General features: G+C 27.0%; 10 protein-coding genes and 1 other annotated feature. Of the genes, 7 read left to right on the top strand and 3 right to left on the bottom strand.

The window, feature by feature from the left end:
- The first annotated feature begins 45 nt into the window (after positions 1-45).
- Genes pstC through phoU form a run of 4 tightly spaced genes read left to right on the top strand, consistent with a single transcriptional unit; the run spans position 46 to position 3,309 of the window.
- Positions 46-975, top strand: a complete 930-nt coding sequence (pstC, locus tag NBW53_RS08310) for a phosphate ABC transporter permease subunit PstC (RefSeq protein WP_250277810.1) — start codon at positions 46-48, stop codon at positions 973-975.
- Positions 975-1,829, top strand: a complete 855-nt coding sequence (gene pstA, locus NBW53_RS08305; RefSeq protein ID WP_250277809.1) for a phosphate ABC transporter permease PstA — start codon at positions 975-977, stop codon at positions 1,827-1,829. The genes pstC and pstA overlap by 1 nt, the downstream gene beginning before the upstream one ends.
- A gap of 16 nt (positions 1,830-1,845) precedes the next feature.
- On the top strand, positions 1,846-2,607 hold the full coding sequence (pstB, locus tag NBW53_RS08300) for a phosphate ABC transporter ATP-binding protein PstB (RefSeq protein WP_250277808.1): 762 nt from the start codon (positions 1,846-1,848) through the stop codon (positions 2,605-2,607).
- Positions 2,608-2,646: 39 nt separating this feature from the next.
- Positions 2,647-3,309 carry a phosphate signaling complex protein PhoU gene (phoU, locus tag NBW53_RS08295; protein WP_250277807.1) on the top strand — a complete coding sequence of 221 codons (663 nt, stop codon included), beginning with the start codon at positions 2,647-2,649 and terminating at the stop codon, positions 3,307-3,309.
- 316 nt (positions 3,310-3,625) lie between these two features.
- Here the strand turns inward: phoU and pheT are convergent, their stop codons facing one another.
- Both pheT and pheS read right to left on the bottom strand, forming a co-directional pair.
- Positions 3,626-6,019 (bottom strand): phenylalanine--tRNA ligase subunit beta, encoded by a 2,394-nt coding sequence (gene pheT / locus NBW53_RS08290; RefSeq protein WP_250277806.1) that lies wholly within the window; start codon positions 6,017-6,019, stop codon positions 3,626-3,628.
- A 17-nt stretch (positions 6,020-6,036) separates the two neighbouring features.
- On the bottom strand, positions 6,037-7,062 hold the full coding sequence (gene pheS, locus NBW53_RS08285) for a phenylalanine--tRNA ligase subunit alpha (protein WP_250277805.1): 1,026 nt from the start codon (positions 7,060-7,062) through the stop codon (positions 6,037-6,039).
- 46 nt (positions 7,063-7,108) lie between these two features.
- Positions 7,109-7,333, bottom strand: a binding site (T-box leader).
- Between the two features lie 155 nt (positions 7,334-7,488).
- Between pheS and rbr the strand changes: the two genes are divergently transcribed.
- Complete coding sequence (gene rbr, locus NBW53_RS08280) at positions 7,489-8,025, top strand: rubrerythrin (RefSeq protein ID WP_250277804.1); 537 nt, start codon at positions 7,489-7,491, stop codon at positions 8,023-8,025.
- Positions 8,026-8,121: 96 nt separating this feature from the next.
- On the opposite strand, the gene NBW53_RS08275 is transcribed toward rbr, so the two are convergent.
- Entirely contained in the window at positions 8,122-8,898 is a 777-nt protein-coding gene (locus NBW53_RS08275) for a DUF1189 family protein (RefSeq protein ID WP_250277803.1), read from the bottom strand.
- A gap of 208 nt (positions 8,899-9,106) precedes the next feature.
- On the opposite strand from NBW53_RS08275, the gene NBW53_RS08270 reads away from it, so the two are divergent.
- Both NBW53_RS08270 and NBW53_RS08265 read left to right on the top strand, forming a co-directional pair.
- Positions 9,107-14,062: a fibronectin type III domain-containing protein gene (locus tag NBW53_RS08270; RefSeq protein WP_250277802.1), complete on the top strand. Its 4,956-nt coding sequence runs from the start codon at positions 9,107-9,109 to the stop codon at positions 14,060-14,062.
- 12 nt (positions 14,063-14,074) lie between these two features.
- A complete protein-coding gene (locus NBW53_RS08265) occupies positions 14,075-18,337 on the top strand; it encodes a hypothetical protein (protein WP_250277801.1) in 4,263 nt (1,420 codons plus the stop codon).
- Positions 18,338-18,425 lie beyond the last annotated feature (88 nt).

Below are 18,425 nucleotides of genomic sequence, written 5' to 3'. Positions count from 1 at the left end.
ATACTATTTTTTAAATATTTTATATCGACAGAAAGGTAAAATATTATGAATACAAAAAAACAAGAAAGTATTTTTTCTGAAAATAAAAATAAATCTATTTTAGAAAAAAGTATGTATATAGTATTTTTAGTGTGTTCTCTAGTAGCTATTATAGCAGTATTTGCTATAACAATTTATATGATTATATCAGGTACACCAGCTATATTTAAAATAGGTATAAAAGATATGCTATTTAATACAGTTTGGAAACCAACAGCAGACATACCGTCTTTTGGTATAGCATATATTATTTTAACATCTATTATAGGTACATTTTTATCAATAGTTATAGGTGTTCCTATAGGAGTTCTTACTGCAGTGTTTTTATCAGACATAGCAAATAAAAATGTATATAGATTTATAAAGCCTTGTGTAGAGCTTTTAGCAGGTATTCCATCTATAATATATGGGTTATTTGGGCTTTTAATTATAAACCCTATTATATATAAAATAGAATTATTTATATTTAAAAATGACCCTAATCATAAATTTACAGGTGGTGCAAATTTATTAGCGGCTATATTAGTTTTGGCTATAATGATTTTACCAACAGTTATAAATGTTAGCGAAACGGCATTAAAATCAGTGCCTTTAAGCCTAAAGCAAGCATCTTTAGCGCTTGGAGCTACACGTATGCAAACTATATTTAAAGTTTGTATACCAGTTGCAAAGTCTGGTATAATAACAGCAATAGTTTTAGGTATTGGTAGAGCAATAGGTGAAGCAATGGCAATAGTTTTAGTATCTGGAAATTCAGTAAATGTACCACTTCCTTTTAATTCTGTAAGATTTTTAACAACTGGTATAGTGTCTGAAATGTCATATTCTTCAGGTTTACATAGAGAAGCATTATTTACAATAGGACTTATATTGTTTGTGTTTATAATGGTTATAAATATAGTTATAAGTAAAATATTAAAAAAGGAGGATAAATAATGGAAAATAGTATTTATAATAAAAAATCTAGACCTTTAGATAATATTTTACTTGGGTTAATATATTTATCAATGTTAATAACTGTATTTTTATTAGTATCTATAATAGGTTATGTAACATACAGAGGAATTTCAAAAGTTAATTGGGAGTTTATATCCACAGTACCTTCGGCAATTAATGAAACATTTGGTATATTAGGTAATATAATTAATACACTTTATATTATAGTTATTACATTATTAATAGCTTTACCAATAGGTATAGGAGCGGCTATATATTTAAATGAATATGCTAAAAATATGAAATTTGTTCGTATTATAGAATTTACAACAGAAACTTTAGCAGGTATACCTTCTATAATATATGGACTTTTTGGTATGGTATTTTTTGGCATAACACTAAAGCTAAAATTTTCTATATTATGCGGTAGTTTAACTTTAACAATAATGATTTTACCTTTAATAATAAGAACAACGACAGAATCTTTAAGGACTGTTCCAAAGGGGTATAGAGATGGTGCAATAGGTATGGGAAGTACAAAATGGTATATGATAAGGACTATTATATTACCTAGTGCATTACCTGGTATAGTTACAGGTATAATACTTGCTATGGGTAGAATAATTGGAGAATCTGCGGCATTGTTATTTACAGCAGGTAGTGTTTATTTATTACCTAGAAACTTATTTACACATATATTTAATTCTGGTGGAACACTAACAATACAAATGTATCTTAGTATGTCTAAGGCAGAATATGATAATGCATTTGGTGTAGGATTTGTTTTATTATGTTTAGTATTTTTACTTAACATTATAACTAAACTTATATTAAAAAAGGGTAAAAATAATTAATGAAAGAGGAATAAAAATGGAAAATAATATAAAAATTTCTGTTGAAAACTTAAATTTATATTATGGTGCTCACCACGCACTTAAAAATATAAATATGAATATAGAAAAAGGTAAAATAACAGCTTTTATAGGGCCTTCTGGTTGTGGTAAATCTACATTCTTAAAAACTCTTAATAGAATGAATGACCTTGTTGAAAATGTAAAAATAGAAGGCAAAGTATTATTAGATGGAGAAGATATATATTCTCCAAAAGTAGATACTACATTGCTTAGAAAAAAGGTTGGCATGGTATTTCAACAACCAAACCCATTTCCTATGAGTATATATGATAATATTGCATATGGACCTAGAATACACGGTATAAAATCAAAAGCTATTTTAGATGAAATAGTGGAAAAAAGTCTACAAGGTGCGGCTATTTTTGATGAAGTTAAAGATAGGTTAAAAAAACCAGCTTTAGGTCTATCTGGTGGACAACAACAAAGAATTTGTATAGCTAGAGCATTAGCTGTTAAACCAGAAGTGCTTTTAATGGACGAGCCTACGTCTGCTTTAGACCCTATATCTACAATAAAAATAGAAGAACTTATGTTAGAGCTAAAAAAAGAATATACCGTTGTTACAGTTACTCATAATATGCAACAAGCGGCAAGGGTATCAGATTATACTTCGTTTTTCTTAGTGGGGGAAATGGTAGAAATGGGAACAACAGATGATATTTTCTCAAGACCGAGAGATAAAAGAACAGAAGATTATATTACAGGAAGATTTGGATAAAATAAATTGTTATAGTATTTTAATTTTAGGAGGGGTAATATGTCTGCTAGACTTGGATTTCAACATGAAATAGAAAATTTAAATGTGGAACTTATAAAAATGGGAGCTTTAGTAGAAGAAGCAATAGAAAATGTTATAACGGCATTTAAAAAACAAGACCATAGCTTAGCTAAAGAGATTATAAAAAAAGATAGAGAAATAGATGATATGGAAAAGGCAATAGAAAGCCATTGTCTTAATTTAATATTACGTCAACAACCTGTTGCAAAAGATTTAAGAATAGTATCTACTGCCTTAAAGATGGTTACAGATATGGAGAGAATAGGAGACCACGCCTCAGACATAGCTAGTATAATTTTAAAAATGGACGCAGACCACGTTTTTGAAATAGTAGAACATATACCAGAGATGGCTATGCTTGCTAAAAAAATGGTAAAAGGGTCAATACAAGCTTTTGTTGAAGGAGATACAGAGCTTACAAAACAAATTATAGAAATAGATGACCAGTTAGATTCTCTGTTTAAAAAAGCTAAAGCAGAAGTTATTGAAATGCTTAAAAAATCTAACGATTTATCAGATATGTGTGTAGATTTTCTTATGATAGCAAAATATTTTGAAAGAATAGGAGACCACGCAGAAAATATTTGTGAATGGGTAGAATTTAACGAAACAGGAGAATATAAAAACAGAAGAATACTTTAAAAATATAATTTAATATATAAATTTTATTTAATACAAATAAAAAATAAAGCCTCATATATTTTGAGGCTTTTAGACTGTAGACAAAATAGAAATAAAACAAACTTTAAAGCGGAGAGTATGAGAACAAAGAGTTCTCATCTATAATCGTATACGGGGTAAAGCTAGGTTTTTAGGAGGCTTTAGCCCCTTGCACGAGAAAACTTAGCTTTTTTCATACAGTAGCTCAAAAAAATAAAAAGATTATTTTTTTGAAAGGTTGTAGACTTTGTCTACAACTTCAAAGCCTCATATATTTTGAGGCTTTGTTTTTACTTATTTATTTTTCTCTAAGTTGTGCTTGTAATTTTTCTTCTAATTCTTTTAATATTTTTTTCATAGGTGGATTAACTTCTTCATCTGTTAAAGTTTTTTCATTAGACCTAAATAAAATACTATAAGCAACAGATTTGTAGCCTTTTTCTATTTGTTCGCCTTTATATACATCAAAAAGTTTAACTTTTTCTAAAAGTTTACCACCTTTAGATTTTATTATTTTTTCTATTTCTTTTACATTTATTTCATCTTTAACTACCATAGCAATATCTCTTTGTATATTTGGAAACTTTGGTAAAGGTTTATATGATATGTTAAAGTCTGCAAGTTCTATAAGTTTATCAATATAAACTACTCCAAAATATACTTTAGTTTCTATATCATAGTTAGATGCTACTTGTGGATGAATTTCACCTACATATCCTACTTCTTCATTTTTATTATCTGTTATACTAGCAGTTCTACCAGAATGCATATAAGGTAAAGTCTCTAGTGGGCTATATTCTACTTTTTCTATAATGCCTAATTCATCAAATAGGTTTTCAAATACACCTTTAGCATCATAAAAATCTATATTACCATACATAGCAATAGTTAAAACTTCTTTTTCTTCTGGTAAATCTTTAAGAGGTAGCTCTTTTGGTAAGTATATTTTACCTATTTCAAATAAATAAGCTTCTTTATTTCTTCTATTATAATTTGTAGAAATAGATGTAAGCATAGCGTTTAAAGTAGAAGTTCTCATTATGCTAAAATCTTCGCCTAATGGATTTGATATTGTAACAGTATTTCTAAGGTGGCTATTTTCTTCTATATTTAGTTTATCAAAAACTTTAGGGCTTTCAAATGAATAAGTTAATGCTTGGCTAAGTCCACAAGAAATCATTGTATTTGTTATTTTTTCTATTATTGTTTGTTTATAAGTCTTTTTGCCAACTGTTGGTGTACCTGTAGATAAAGTTATATCTATGTTGTTATAGCCATAAAATCTTGCTACTTCTTCTGCAATATCTGCTTCTGTTTCTAAGTCTGGTCTAAAAGTAGGTATTTTAGCAGTTTTACCGTCGGCTTCAACTTCTATTAAAGATAATATATCTATCATTTCTTTTTCAGAAAGGTTTGTACCTAAAAGTTTATTTATCCTTTGGCTATCATAAGAAACAGTTAGGCTTTCACGTTTTTTAGGATAAAAATCTAAATGACCTTTTAACACTTTACCACATTGTAACATATTTATTAGTTGGCAAGCTCTGTCTAAAGCTAAAACAGATAAATTTGGGTCTAAACATTTTTCATATTTACTAGAAGCATCTGTTCTAAGTCCTAGTTTTTTTGCCGTAAGTCTTATATGTGTTCCGTTAAAATTAGCAGATTCTAAAAGAATAGTTTTAGTATCATCTGTAATCATAGAATTTTCTCCGCCCATTATACCAGCAAGGTCTATTATTTTGTTTTCATCTTGTATAACAAGCATTGTTTCATCAAATTCTCTTTCTATACCGTCTAAGGTAACAAGTTTTTCTCCTTTAGTAGCATTTCTAACTATAAGTTTTTTTCCTTCTATTTTATCATAGTTATAGGCGTGCATAGGTTGACCAAGTTCAAGCATAACATAATTAGTTATATCAACTATATTATTTATTGGGCGTATGCCGGCAGAAGTTAGTCTATGTCTAAGCCATTGAGGAGAAGGTTCTATTTTTACATTTTCTATAATACGGCAAGTATATCGAGGGCAAATATCATAGTTTTTAATATCTATATCTATCATATTTTCCATAGTTTTTTCTTCTTCTACAACAGTTATTTTAGGCATATTAAAAGGTTTTTTAAAAGTGGCAGCGGCTTCTCTTGCAAGACCTGTTATGCTAAAACAATCAGGACGGTTAGATGTAATTTCAAATTCTACAACATCTTCTTCTATTTGTAATATTTCTTTAACACAACTTCCAAGAGGATATTCTTTATTAAAAATATAAATACCATTTTCTGGTGCTTCTGGATAGTCACTTCTTGTATAGCCTAATTCTTCAACAGAACAAAACATACCGTTAGACTCTACGCCTCTTAATTTACTTCTTTTTATTTTTAAACCATTTGCAAGAGTAGCACCATCTAAAGCAGCAGGTACATATGCACCAACAAAAAGGTTAGTAGCACCTGTTACTATTTGTATAGGTTCATTTTGCCCTATATCTACTTTTACAACTACTAGCTTATCTGCATCTGGATGTTTTTCTATCTTCAAAACTTTTGCAACAACAACTTTTGTTATATCTTTACCTTTATTTTCTACACCTTCTACTTTAGAACCAGATAAAGTCATTTCATCACAAAATGTTTTTATATTACAATCTATATCAACATAATCTTTAAGCCACGACATTGGTAAATTCATTTTTTATACCTCCTAAATTAAAATTGTTGTAAAAAATTAATATCATTTTCAAAAAGTAATCTTAAGTCGCTAATAGCATATTTTTGCATAGTTACTCTTTCAAGCCCCATACCAAAAGCAAATCCACTATATTCTTTAGGGTCAATACCTGCCATTTCTAATACTTTAGGGTGAACCATACCACAGCCTAAAAGCTCTATCCAACCACTATTTTTACACACTCTACAACCATTACCGCCACAAGCAAAACAAGAGGCGTCCATTTCTGCACTAGGCTCTGTAAATGGGAAATGATGCGGTCTAAATCTTACTTTTGTGTTACTACCTAAAAGTTCTTTAGCAAATACAGTTAATGCTCCTTTTAAATCTCCCATTGTTATATTTTTATCTATAACAAGACCTTCTAATTGATGAAAAACTGGAGAATGTGTAGCATCTACTTCGTCTGAACGATAAACTCTACCTGGAGCTATTATTTTTATAGGCATATTTTTATTTTCCATAACACGAATTTGAACAGGAGAAGTTTGTGTTCTAAGAACAAAATCTCCAAGCCCATTTACATAGAATGTGTCTTGTTCATCTCTAGCAGGGTGATTTTTAGGTATATTTAAAGCTTCAAAGTTATAATAAGCCGTTTCTACTTCAGGACCTTCTGCTATTTCATAGCCCATACCTATAAATATATTTTTAATATCATCTATAACTTGTGTCATAGGATGTTTATTACCTAATTTTTTAGTTTTAGCAGGCATAGTAACGTCTATTTTTTCTTGTTTAAGTTTAAGCTCTTGTTCTTTAGCTAATAAAGTTTTTTTCATAGTATCTATTTTTTCTTCAATATGTGCCCTTACTTCATTAGCAATTTGACCTATTATTGGTCTTTCTTCAGCAGATAAAGCTCCCATACCTTTTAATATGCTTGTAAGCTCACCTTTTTTACCAAGAATCTCTACTCTTATTTGTTCTAAATCTTTTAAATCATTTGTTTTGTTAAGTTTTTCTATTGCTAAATCTTTAATTTGTAATAACTTTTCTCTCATTTTTATGCTCCTTTCAAAATTTTAACAATTAAAAAAGCCCTCGCCCAAAAGGGACGAAAGCAACTTCCGCGGTACCACCCAAATTTGTAAAATAAATTTACACACTTTTAGACGTAACGTGCCTTAAACGTATCTTTTTAATGAGAAAAACTGTTCAAAAGATATACTCCAGCGTGAACTTCTATATTATTTTATCTTAAAAATGCTTTCAGCCACGGCATTTTCTCTCTAAAAGAACCATAATATATACTTTCGCTTTCACAGTATTTAAAATATAAATAATTATATCATAATAGAAAATCTTGTCAAGGTTATTTTATTTACTAGTTTTAATTATTTATGTTATATTTAGTATATTTTATGATTAATAAAATAATAACTGTTAATAATATATACATAATTTTAAATTATATGGAGGATTATAATATGAATTTAAAAGGTACTAAAACAGAACAAAATTTATTAGTAGCATTTATAGGAGAATCTAAAGCCAGAAATAAATACACATATTATGCAGAAAAAGCTAAAAAAGAGGGATATGAACAAATAGCTAATATATTTTTAGAAACAGCTAATAATGAAAAAGAACACGCTAAAATATGGTTTAAACTACTTTATAATGGGATACCCAATACTATAGACAACCTTAAAGATGCTGCTAATGGAGAAAACTATGAATGGACAGATATGTATAGCCAAATGGCTAAAGAGGCAAAAGAAGAAGGATTTGATAATATTGCTAAACTTTTTGAAGAAGTTGGTAAAATAGAAAAAGAACATGAAGAAAGATATTTAGCATTATTAAAAAACATAGAAGAGGGAAAAGTATTTAAAAAAGACCAAGAGGTTGTATGGCAATGTGGCAACTGTGGTCATATACACAAAGATAAAAATTCACCAAATGTTTGTCCAGTATGCTCTCATCCACAAGCATATTTTCAAGTTTTATCTAAAAATTATTAAAAAATAAAAGCCTAATTTAAATAAAGTTAAATTATATAAGGTGTAGATAAAGTCTACACCTCTTTTAAAAAGTTAAAATTGTATCTTATAAAAAAATTAATTAACACTTAGTTGTTTTTCTTTTTCATCTAATAAGATAGATTTGAAAATAAAATGTAAATAAGCAATTATAATACCTACATAAATAAAAAATGGAAGAGGCATTGATAATATAAATAAGCATATTTTTAATAAGTAAGGCACAGTATTAACATATACAGTAAGTTTAAATATATTAGACATTGTAAGGTTTATTTTATAAAAATTAGCTATAAATTTTACTAAAAACATAAAAAATAATAATGAAATTATATCTAAAATAATAAATATTGTAAAAACCAAAATAAAGGCAAATATGTTAGCAAATTTTATTAAAGGTTTTATATTTACTAAATCAGATTTTTTAGTAATATTTAAAGTTTCTAACAGTGGAGCTACAGGAAGATTTACATTTAATGTTGAAGATATGATATTTGTAGGTGTTATTTTTAATATCATATTTTTACTATCTTTTTTATCTTCATCTGTTATTTTATTATTTTCTTTTGTGTCAAAAATGAAAGTTATGTCTAATGGAGTAGAAACTTTACTATATTTATCAAAAATTATTTTATTATTTTCTACTTTAAAATTTGGTATATATTTTTCTATAAAGTTATCAAATCCTCTAGTTTTTAAATAATATGATATGAAAGGAGAAGATGAATATATAGCATTAGAAAATATTATAAAAAATAGAGCATAAAAAATAACTTTAGAAAGTCTAGTTTTTAAAAGCTCTGGATATTTATCAAAATCTAATATTGAATTTTTTGCTTGTTTAAAAATATACATTTTTTCACCTCAAAAGTTATAATTGAACTTTATTATAACATATATACTTTTTTTAGGCAACTTATAAAATAGTGTATAAAATAAAAATATTATATGGTAAAAAATTTAAAAAATAAAATTGACAAAAACTATTTTTTTTTTTCAATTTTTACGATATAATATACATAATGTATAAAATAATTTTTATAAAGACTTAGGAGGTTAAACAATGAAAAGGATAACGGCAAAAATTTTACTATTTGTTATTATAGTAAATGCTATGTTAGCTAATATAACATTAAATATTTTTGCAAATAATGCTAACGTTAATGCTAGAGCTAAAAGTGCAGTAAATTTTGAATGGAACAAAACTAGTACATTAAATGAAAAACTAGACGTAGTAAATAGAGATTCCAATTCAGATGAAGTATTTTTATCTTGGGATATAGATAAAATAGGAAATACAAATAATACAAGTGGAACTTATACATTAACTTATCCTATTGCAGATGATAAAGAGATAGAATTTAAAGTAACAAGGAAAAATGATAAGTCTCAAATTACATATAAAGTTAATGGTGAAAATACAGTAAATGAAGGAAATAAAAAATTATATATTTATAAGGAAGGGTCTTATTTATTAGCAGATAACAAAAGCTTTCCAGAGAGTAATATATTTAAATTAGATTCAGTATATAAGACAGGAAAAGCAAGTAAAGTTTCTTTTGAAATAGGAAAAACAGGAGGAGCAACTTTTCAATATGAAGGTAACACTATAAAGTTTTTATGGAAAGATGGCAAAATGTATTTTGTTACAAATGGTGTTAAAAGAGGAAATATATATCCCTTTAAATTAGAATATACTACTAATGGTAACAATAAAGAAACTGAAGAGAAAAAAATATCTTTAGGTATAGATACAGAAGAAGGCTTTGAAGTAAAGCCTTTTGCAAATAAAGATGATAAAAATGACAAAGGTAAAGAATTAATAGACCAAACAGGAGCTAGACCTATAACAGAATATCCAGGTGGAAAAATTGTAGGGGTAGATATTACATTTAATACATTAAAAGAATGGAAACCAAATAATCAACCACCTAATGGCAATAAAGGAAAATATGAGTTTGAAGATAATACTAAAGCTACAGAAATGATATTTAACATAGGCCACGCGGACCCAACTAAAAAGCTACAATTAAAAATAGCAAATATTTATAGTGATAATAATATTACTATAACAAATAACAATCAAAATGTTAATGGCAAAATTACAGCTACATATAAATATGATGATAAAACTCATACAGGTACAATTACTTTAGAAGGCTTAGAGGCTAGCACTCTATATAGTGATATATCTATATCTACTACAAGAGCAGATAGTGTAAAAGATGAAAATAAATTTGAAACTATTGAAGTACCTTTACCAGTAGGTACAATTTATACATATCCTGCTTATAGAATAGTAGCATTAGGTGCGTCAGAATATTATTTAGAGCTTGAACCATTTAAAGTATATGATGGATACTATAGAGTTTCTCAAGGTTCACAACAAGATACGCTTAGTTCTTGGTATGATTATGCAGAAAAAAATAAAGGTAAAGATAAAATTTTAATACCTGTATCTTTAGATGCTTCTGCACCACAAGAAAAGTTTTTTAAAATAGATTTTAGCTTTACACCTTTTAGTTTAGCTCCTACTACTAATAAACAAAAAATTACATCACAAATATTAAAATTTAAACCATATAAAGAAGATATAGTTTTAGCTACACCTAAAAATTTAAAAGTAGTAAAAGCTAATATCGTTAAAAAAGATAGCGACCCAGAAAATCTATTTTTAACTTTAAAATGGGATATAGACTATGAAGAAGTTTTAAAAATTTTAATGGAACAACATAAACCAACAGATGGTTCTAAATTTAATATAGACTATACTTTTTATAAAGGAGCACAACCAGATAAAGTTGATGATGAACTTTTAAAAGTAAATCTAGAATTTGAAGGAAATGGTTCAAATAAAATAAAATATACAATTAAAAATGGTAAAGATAATCATAACATAGAAATAATAAATGAAGATAATAAGACTTTTACTAGTGAAAGAACAGAAGTTATTAATGGTAAAAGTAAAAAAATAGTAGAAGCAAATGTAACATTTAAAATACCAGTATCAGAAAAAGGTGCCAATGACCAAAAAATATTAGAATATTCTAATACGTATTTTTTAGCTACTAAGGCAGAGTATACTATAAAACCTGCTATAGGAGCAGAAAATAAATATGAAACTGGTTTATCTTTACCAGTAACACTTACTTTAAATGGTATTGAAGATATAGAAGTACCTGCTCCACAAAATATAAAAGTAGATGAAAAAAGTGTAAATGAGAAATCTTTTACTATAGAATATGACACATTAAAATATGAAACAGAACAAGATTTATTATATAACTATAATGAAATTATGTTAAAAACAATAGGTAGATACCTTAAAGAAGATTCTATAAAATATGATTTTTACATTACACAAAGTAAACAACTATTTGATGAGCTTGTAAAATATTCTAAAGATGAAGAAATACCAGAAAATATAAAAAATAAAATAAATAAATATATTAATAGTACATCTATGTCTGCTGAAGGTATAACTATTGATTTTAAAACAATCTCAGGTGAAAAAGGATTAGTATTAGATACTTTAAGACAAAAAGGCATAGTACAAATATCTGGCATAAGTCAAAATAAGGATATGTCTAGACAAAAATTAAATTTTAGTGGTTTAGATGAAAATGAAACATATTATATTATAGGTAGAACAAATGTTATTCCTTATGAGAAAAAAGCTGGAGCTAATGGAGCTAACGGAGAAGAACTTTTAAAAGAAAAATTAGATTATTCTAAATTTTCAAAATTAGTTACAGTTACTACAAGAAAAGATGGAGACACACCTTCTGAGGATGATAAAGTGCCACCAACACCTACTAAATTTGAGGCACAAAATATAACTTTAAATTCTGTAAATTTAATTTGGGACAGAGTTAAAGATAATCTTAAAGAAGATGAAGAACAAAAATCTACATTAGAATATCAGTTTATTAAAGTAAAAGGTACTCAGTTACCAGATTCATTTTTAAAATCGAAATATAGCTATGAAAAAACGTGGGAAAATTTATCTAATGTAAAAAATAAAGAAGGTTTAAAAACTAATCAAAATAAATTATATGAGTTTGATACTAATAGTAAATCATTTTCTAAAACAGAAGCTTCCAAAGATAGATATGAATATGTTAATTGGCAAGGGTCTGAGGGAAATATATTAGATAAAACTTTAGTACCAAACCAAGTATACTTTTATTATATAAGAACAGTTAGAATGGTTGGAGACGAAGAAAAAGCTTATTCTATTTGGGTACCACTCACTTTTACAACAAAAAATACTACAGGGCCTAAAAATCTTAGAGTAGAGCCAAAAGCAGAATATAACAAAAAAAGTGAAGTTGTTATAAGCTTTGATATACCTAAAATGGATACAAAACTTATTGGCACTGAATATGATTTACAATATTCTATAAAAGAAGACTTAGGCGATTGGAGCAAAGATACAACAATGCCTAAAGATAAACTTACTTTTAAAGATAATGATGACGGTAAAACTATGAAAGTAACATATAAAATAACAGGTTTAAAATCTGGTAAAATGTATACAATAAGGGTTAGAATGTTAAATAAACCTTTAAATGCTCCGTCTATATATTCTAATGAAGTAGAACATAGAACAGATTCTGATAATGCAGATAACGATTATGACCAAGATGTTAATAATTGGGAAACAAACTTTAAAGATAAAATAGAAGAATTAAAAAATGAACCATACTGGTTTGGTAAAGACACAAGCTCAAGTACACTAGTATATTACAGACCACAATATTTTGACAAAGTTATTTCAACAACAAATAACAGTATTATAGACCTTGCATTAGGTAAAGGTGGAAATTATAAAGAATATTATTTACCAGCAAGTGCTGTTATAAAAGCTTTTGATGAAAATAAAGGGTTTAGAGTTTCATATAATGATGCAGAGGTAATATTTAGTCCTAAAACTATAAATCCTTATGATAATGATGTTATTAAAAAAATGGCAGAAAGCATAAAATCTAAAAATTCAAATATATCTGATTATTTTATAAAATTAACAGTAGATTTTAAAAATAATAAATATATTATAGATGGTTCTGATAGTATTAGCCCTTCAGCAAATATAACTATAAGTGTTGTTGGCACTAAAAATAAAATTGTAAATTGGGACCAAACAATGCTTAACTATATAGAAGAGCTTTTAAAAACAAAAGAATTTTCAAAAGAAGTTAAAGACAGAATAAGTAAACTTATAAAAGACAAAACAGATAATAAAATAATGGTACAAGAAATAGCTAAAATAGTTGATAGCTTTAAATCAAAATTTGGCAATGAGCTAACAAAGAGTTTAAACAATTTATCAAGAAAAACAGAACATATTCAGTATTTAGCAGGCGATATTATATTTGCTTGTAAAGTTAACACAGGTATTTCTGTTAGTGGTTATAAAAAATCTCAAGGAAACTGGATAAGCATATTAGCTAGAGATTATTTAGGTAAAAAAGCTATATATGTAAAAGAAACAGGCGAATATATATTTGCAGGCAAAAAACTTGTAATTAATGGTGTAGGTAATTTACCTAATGGTAATAAAATTACAGAAATAGTTATAAAATATGGCTTAGATGACTATTTAGGTAAAAATGGAAATATTAATTTAAGAGCACCTATAACAAGACGTACTACAATAGGTTCATTAGCTAGAGTAGCAGGTGCAAGCAAAACACAAGACCCAGTAGAATTTTTCAAAACAAAAAATATTACATTATCTAACAGAAATTTAGATAATAACATTACATCTGAAGAGGCAGTTTATCTCATAATGAAAGTATATGAGATGAAAAGCGGAACTAAATTAGAAACTGTAAAAATAAGAAATTATAAACTAACACAAGACATTAAAAATATTAATACAAATTATAAAAAATCTATACAAGTGGCATTTGAAACAGGCATATATAATAACCCTAATATGAATGCAAAAGGAACTATTAGTGTTCAAGAATTTTTACAAAGCCTTGTTAATATGTCTACTATGTTAGGTATTTAGGAGGTTTACTCTATGAGAGCTAATCTAACAAAAAGATATGTTAGTTTTTTAATGTGTGTTATTATGCTTATTGGTGCTATGCCTTTAAGCATAATGGCAACACCTCAAAAACATGTAAAATTAGAATCAATAAAAGCTATAAATAATGTTAAAGACCCACAATATGATTTTAGGATAGAATGGAAAAATCCAAGCCCTTGGACAGACTCAGGTGATTTAACTCATGACCCTATAGGATTTAAGGTAATGGAGCGAGAGGCAAAAGGTGGAACTTTTAGCAATATAGAAACAATAACTAATAAAGATGCACAAGGACATGATATTAAAAGAAGTAAATTAAATTCTGGTAGTATATATGAATATAAAATTTTACCATATCATACACATCAAAATCAAAATGGAACTACATCAGAGGCTCCTTATGACACAACAACACCAGAAGAAACAGCTCTTTTTATGACAGATATAAAAGTAGATGCAACAGGTTATGGTAACACATTAGAGGTTACTTTTGATAATCCTACTTATGATGGAAAAAATATCTTCTCAGGATATAGGATATATTATGAAGCAGGCGGTTCACAAGTAAAAGAATTTAATTCATCTATAAATGTTGACATAAATAATAAAGATTTAGTACAAAGTAAAGATACTACTAGAAACGTTAATAGATTTACTTATAAAATAACAAATGATAATATAAAGCCTTCTAATATATATGCTGTAAAAGTAGAACCTTTATATAACAATGCTGAAATAAGAACTAACGACTCTACTCAAATTTTAATTAATGATAAATATAAAAAAATAACTTTTAATACAAGACAAAGAGTAGAATATAGAACAAATGATGCTTATGTTTCTATACCTTTAAATATACTAGAAGATGGTAAAGATTATCTTAAGTTACAATGGGGAGATATAAGTGGCTTAATTACAATAGGCGATATTAAAAAAATAGAAATTTTATCTGGTACATCTTCAGATAAAATAGAAAATATAATAGGGACAATACACGGACCAACAGATGTACAAAATATAAATACTGCTAGAATAACAAAACCAACTAGAACTACATATTTTAAAATAAAATTTTATGTAGGCGGGAAAAATAGCAATCTTAGTGATGCAACAATAGTAGAATCTTTAATAGCTATGTATGACCCTTCTATTGTAAATGTTACACCAAATAAACCTAATATATATCCTAAAAATAATATAGTAAGCAACAAAAGTGTTATAGATTTATATTGGGATACATTTATGAGGCCAGCTTACAATAAAGATGAAGAAGCAAATGTAGGCGATGATGGACTTTTATTTGATACAAATGTAGTGTATGATGTTTGGATAACAGATTCTTTAAAAAATCTTGACAAATTAGGATTACCTAAAATATTGGATAAGGCAAAAGCTACAGAGATTGAAACAACAAACATAAAAGATGTTAAAAATAAAGTATTTTATAAACAAATAACAGAATATGTTACTGTTGATGCAACAGGGGCTTTTGTAAAAAAAACTTTAGAAGAAAACAAAACATATTATATAAGAATAGTAGCTACAAAGCCTACAAGTAATGGATTAGGTTTATTGGCAGTGCCGGCTAATAGTCAAATATATGTGCCACCAGCTGGAGATATATCAAGACCAAAAGCATTATCAAAGCCACCATTTAGAGTAAAAAAAGATGAAAATGGTAATGATTTGATAACACAAAATAATATTACTGTTGAATGGAATACAAATTGGTTTGAAGTTTATGATAAAACAACTGGAACATGGAATACTAATGTAGCACTTAGAGATGGTAAGCTTGTTTTTGGAAAAGATGTAAAAGATACAGACAAGATAATACAGTTTTATAACAAAAAAACAGAAGAAGAAGCAAGACTTGAATTTTCTAAAGCAGGATATACTAATACAAGTGATTTAATAATTAGAAATATGGATATATCATCTAAAGATATACAATATGAGATGATAGTAACACCTTTTGATGAAATAAACCAAAGTGGTAGTTATGAAAAATATTTAGAACAATTATTACAATCTGAAGATGATAAATGGCAAAAAATTTCTCCAACTATTACAGAAGAAAATTATGCCGAATATTCAATTGGTGATTTAAAAGAAAATACAATGTATGCTATTTTATTAAGACCTTATAGAATACTTACAGGTGGTAAAAAAGATGCATATCCTACATATCTTTTAGTTACAACATTACCTAAAGATACAAATATAGAAATAACACCAACTATACCAAGGTTATATGAAGTTGGAAAAACAGATACATCTATAGAAGTAGAATGGGAAAAAGTAGCAAATACTGTAGTATATGAATTAGCAATAGATGAAAATATAATAGATGACCCATCATCAGCTAAAATGATTATAGATAGTGAGAATATAAAAAAGAATGCACTTGCTTATAATAAAGATGATGGTAGAGAGTTTTTAAAATATAATATAAAACCACTTTTTCCAGATACAGGCTATTATATTTGGATTAGAGCTATTGTAGAAGATACTAAAAAAGCTTCAGATTGGTCTACACCTATTTATGTTAGAACAAATAAGCTTTCAAAACCACAACCACCAAGCGGATTTGGTTTAGCATCAGAAAAAAGTATTGCTACATATAATACTAATAAAAATACAGACTATAAGCCTATAAGTGATAAATATTTAGTTTTAGAGTGGCTTAGAGACCCAGAAGATTTAGTACAAGATGCTAAAGCAGATACAAAAGATTCAGTAGAGGCTTTATTAGACCCAAATCTTAAAAAAACTTATATGGCAAAATTTAATAATTTAATACCTAATAGATATTATTATACAAGAGCAAAAACAAAAGTATATGTATCTAAGGGTACAGATGGTACTATTGAAAAATTATATAGCTATATAATTCAAGTATCTCCTAACGAAGATTTTAAAGATGTAATTGAAATAGAGATACCAACAGTACAACCTAAAGGGAATAAAGTTTTAACAGAAGAATCTGAATGGACAACTGTTCTTAGATATAAAACAAAATTTGCAACAGATGGAACAGGAGATTATGACGGTAATATAATAGATGACTTATATCCATTACCGACAGAAGATTTTGAAATATTATATGATTATCTTACAAAAACATTAACATATAGATTTAGAACTAATAAAAAAGATGTAAATGGTAATGATGATAATTTAGTAGACCAAAGATTTATAACAAAGCTTATTAATAATCAAGTTTATAATTATAACATAGACCTTACAAGTCATAATGGTTATACTATAAAAAATAGAAAAGTGGAAATACCATATTCTATAATATCTGCTTTTGAACAAAGAAAAATATCTCTTAGCATAACAACAGGTGGAACAAGATTTACATTAAATCCAGGATTTTTAAATACTCAAGAAACTAAAAATATAAGTAAAATGGGTATGAATACAAACGTTGTGATAGATATTTTACAAAATCCAGATGGATTACCTACACTAAAACATAATCAAACTTATGGAACAACACCAGAGTATATCAAAATAGGAATTAATAATAACGGAATTTATACACCATTAACTTATACTGGCTCCGATATGGATATCTTTTTAAAACTTAAAAATAGAAGTTTAACATTAGATAAAAGTGTAGGTGTATATAGAAATATTAATAATAATAACCTTTGGGAAAGAATACCGTCTACTTATAGTAGTGAAACAGGTATGCACAATGTAAAAACTAATAGACTTGGTAAATATACAACTATTGCAACAGGAGTTAATCAAACTAATGTAGGTGGAAATAACAATGTAAATATACTTACAAATGTTAATAGCAAAATAGTATTTACAGATTTAAATAATGTAAACACTAAAAATCCTATATCTGTTGTACAATTTAACAACATAGTTGCAGGTGTGGCTAACGGTAAAAAGGAAATAGCTATAAATGAAGATTTATCTGGAAAAGATTATCAATCTTTAAAAAATTCAGGTATGTTATTACAAGGGGCTGTTGTTGGTAGAGAAGCGGGTATTAACACTTTAGTAAAGCTTTATGAAATGAAGACAAAATCAAAATATGAAGCTGTAAATAATATTAATACTACACCTTACAAAGATATAAAAAATGCTAATAAAGCATATCAAACTAACCTTATAAAAGCAGGGGAAATAGGTTTTTATGGAGATGCAAAAACAGTAAATCCTAAAAATGTAATGACAATAGAAGAAATGCTTTATATGGTAGATATTATACTTGCAGATTGTGGATATTAATAAAAAAAGAAGTAATCTATTATAGATTACTTCTTTTTTTATTAATATATTAACATATAATTTTATAAATTGTTAATAAGTTTTATAA

The sequence above is a fragment of the [Clostridium] colinum genome (genome assembly GCF_940677205.1).
GTDB lineage: Bacteria > Bacillota > Clostridia > Lachnospirales > CAG-274 > Tyzzerella > Tyzzerella colina.
Note: the sequence above shows the minus strand (reverse complement) of the source record. Positions and strands in the feature narration are given on the sequence as shown.

Coding starts and splice junctions, on each gene's coding strand:
- NBW53_RS08275 (WP_250277803.1), bottom strand. CDS start 8,898: ATGTATATTTTTAAACAAGCAAAAAATTCAATATTAGATTTTGATAAA.
- NBW53_RS08270 (WP_250277802.1), top strand. CDS start 9,107: ATGAAAAGGATAACGGCAAAAATTTTACTATTTGTTATTATAGTAAAT.
- pheS (WP_250277805.1), bottom strand. CDS start 7,062: ATGAGAGAAAAGTTATTACAAATTAAAGATTTAGCAATAGAAAAACTT.
- phoU (WP_250277807.1), top strand. CDS start 2,647: ATGTCTGCTAGACTTGGATTTCAACATGAAATAGAAAATTTAAATGTG.
- pstC (WP_250277810.1), top strand. CDS start 46: ATGAATACAAAAAAACAAGAAAGTATTTTTTCTGAAAATAAAAATAAA.
- pstA (WP_250277809.1), top strand. CDS start 975: ATGGAAAATAGTATTTATAATAAAAAATCTAGACCTTTAGATAATATT.
- NBW53_RS08265 (WP_250277801.1), top strand. CDS start 14,075: ATGAGAGCTAATCTAACAAAAAGATATGTTAGTTTTTTAATGTGTGTT.
- pstB (WP_250277808.1), top strand. CDS start 1,846: ATGGAAAATAATATAAAAATTTCTGTTGAAAACTTAAATTTATATTAT.
- rbr (WP_250277804.1), top strand. CDS start 7,489: ATGAATTTAAAAGGTACTAAAACAGAACAAAATTTATTAGTAGCATTT.
- pheT (WP_250277806.1), bottom strand. CDS start 6,019: ATGAATTTACCAATGTCGTGGCTTAAAGATTATGTTGATATAGATTGT.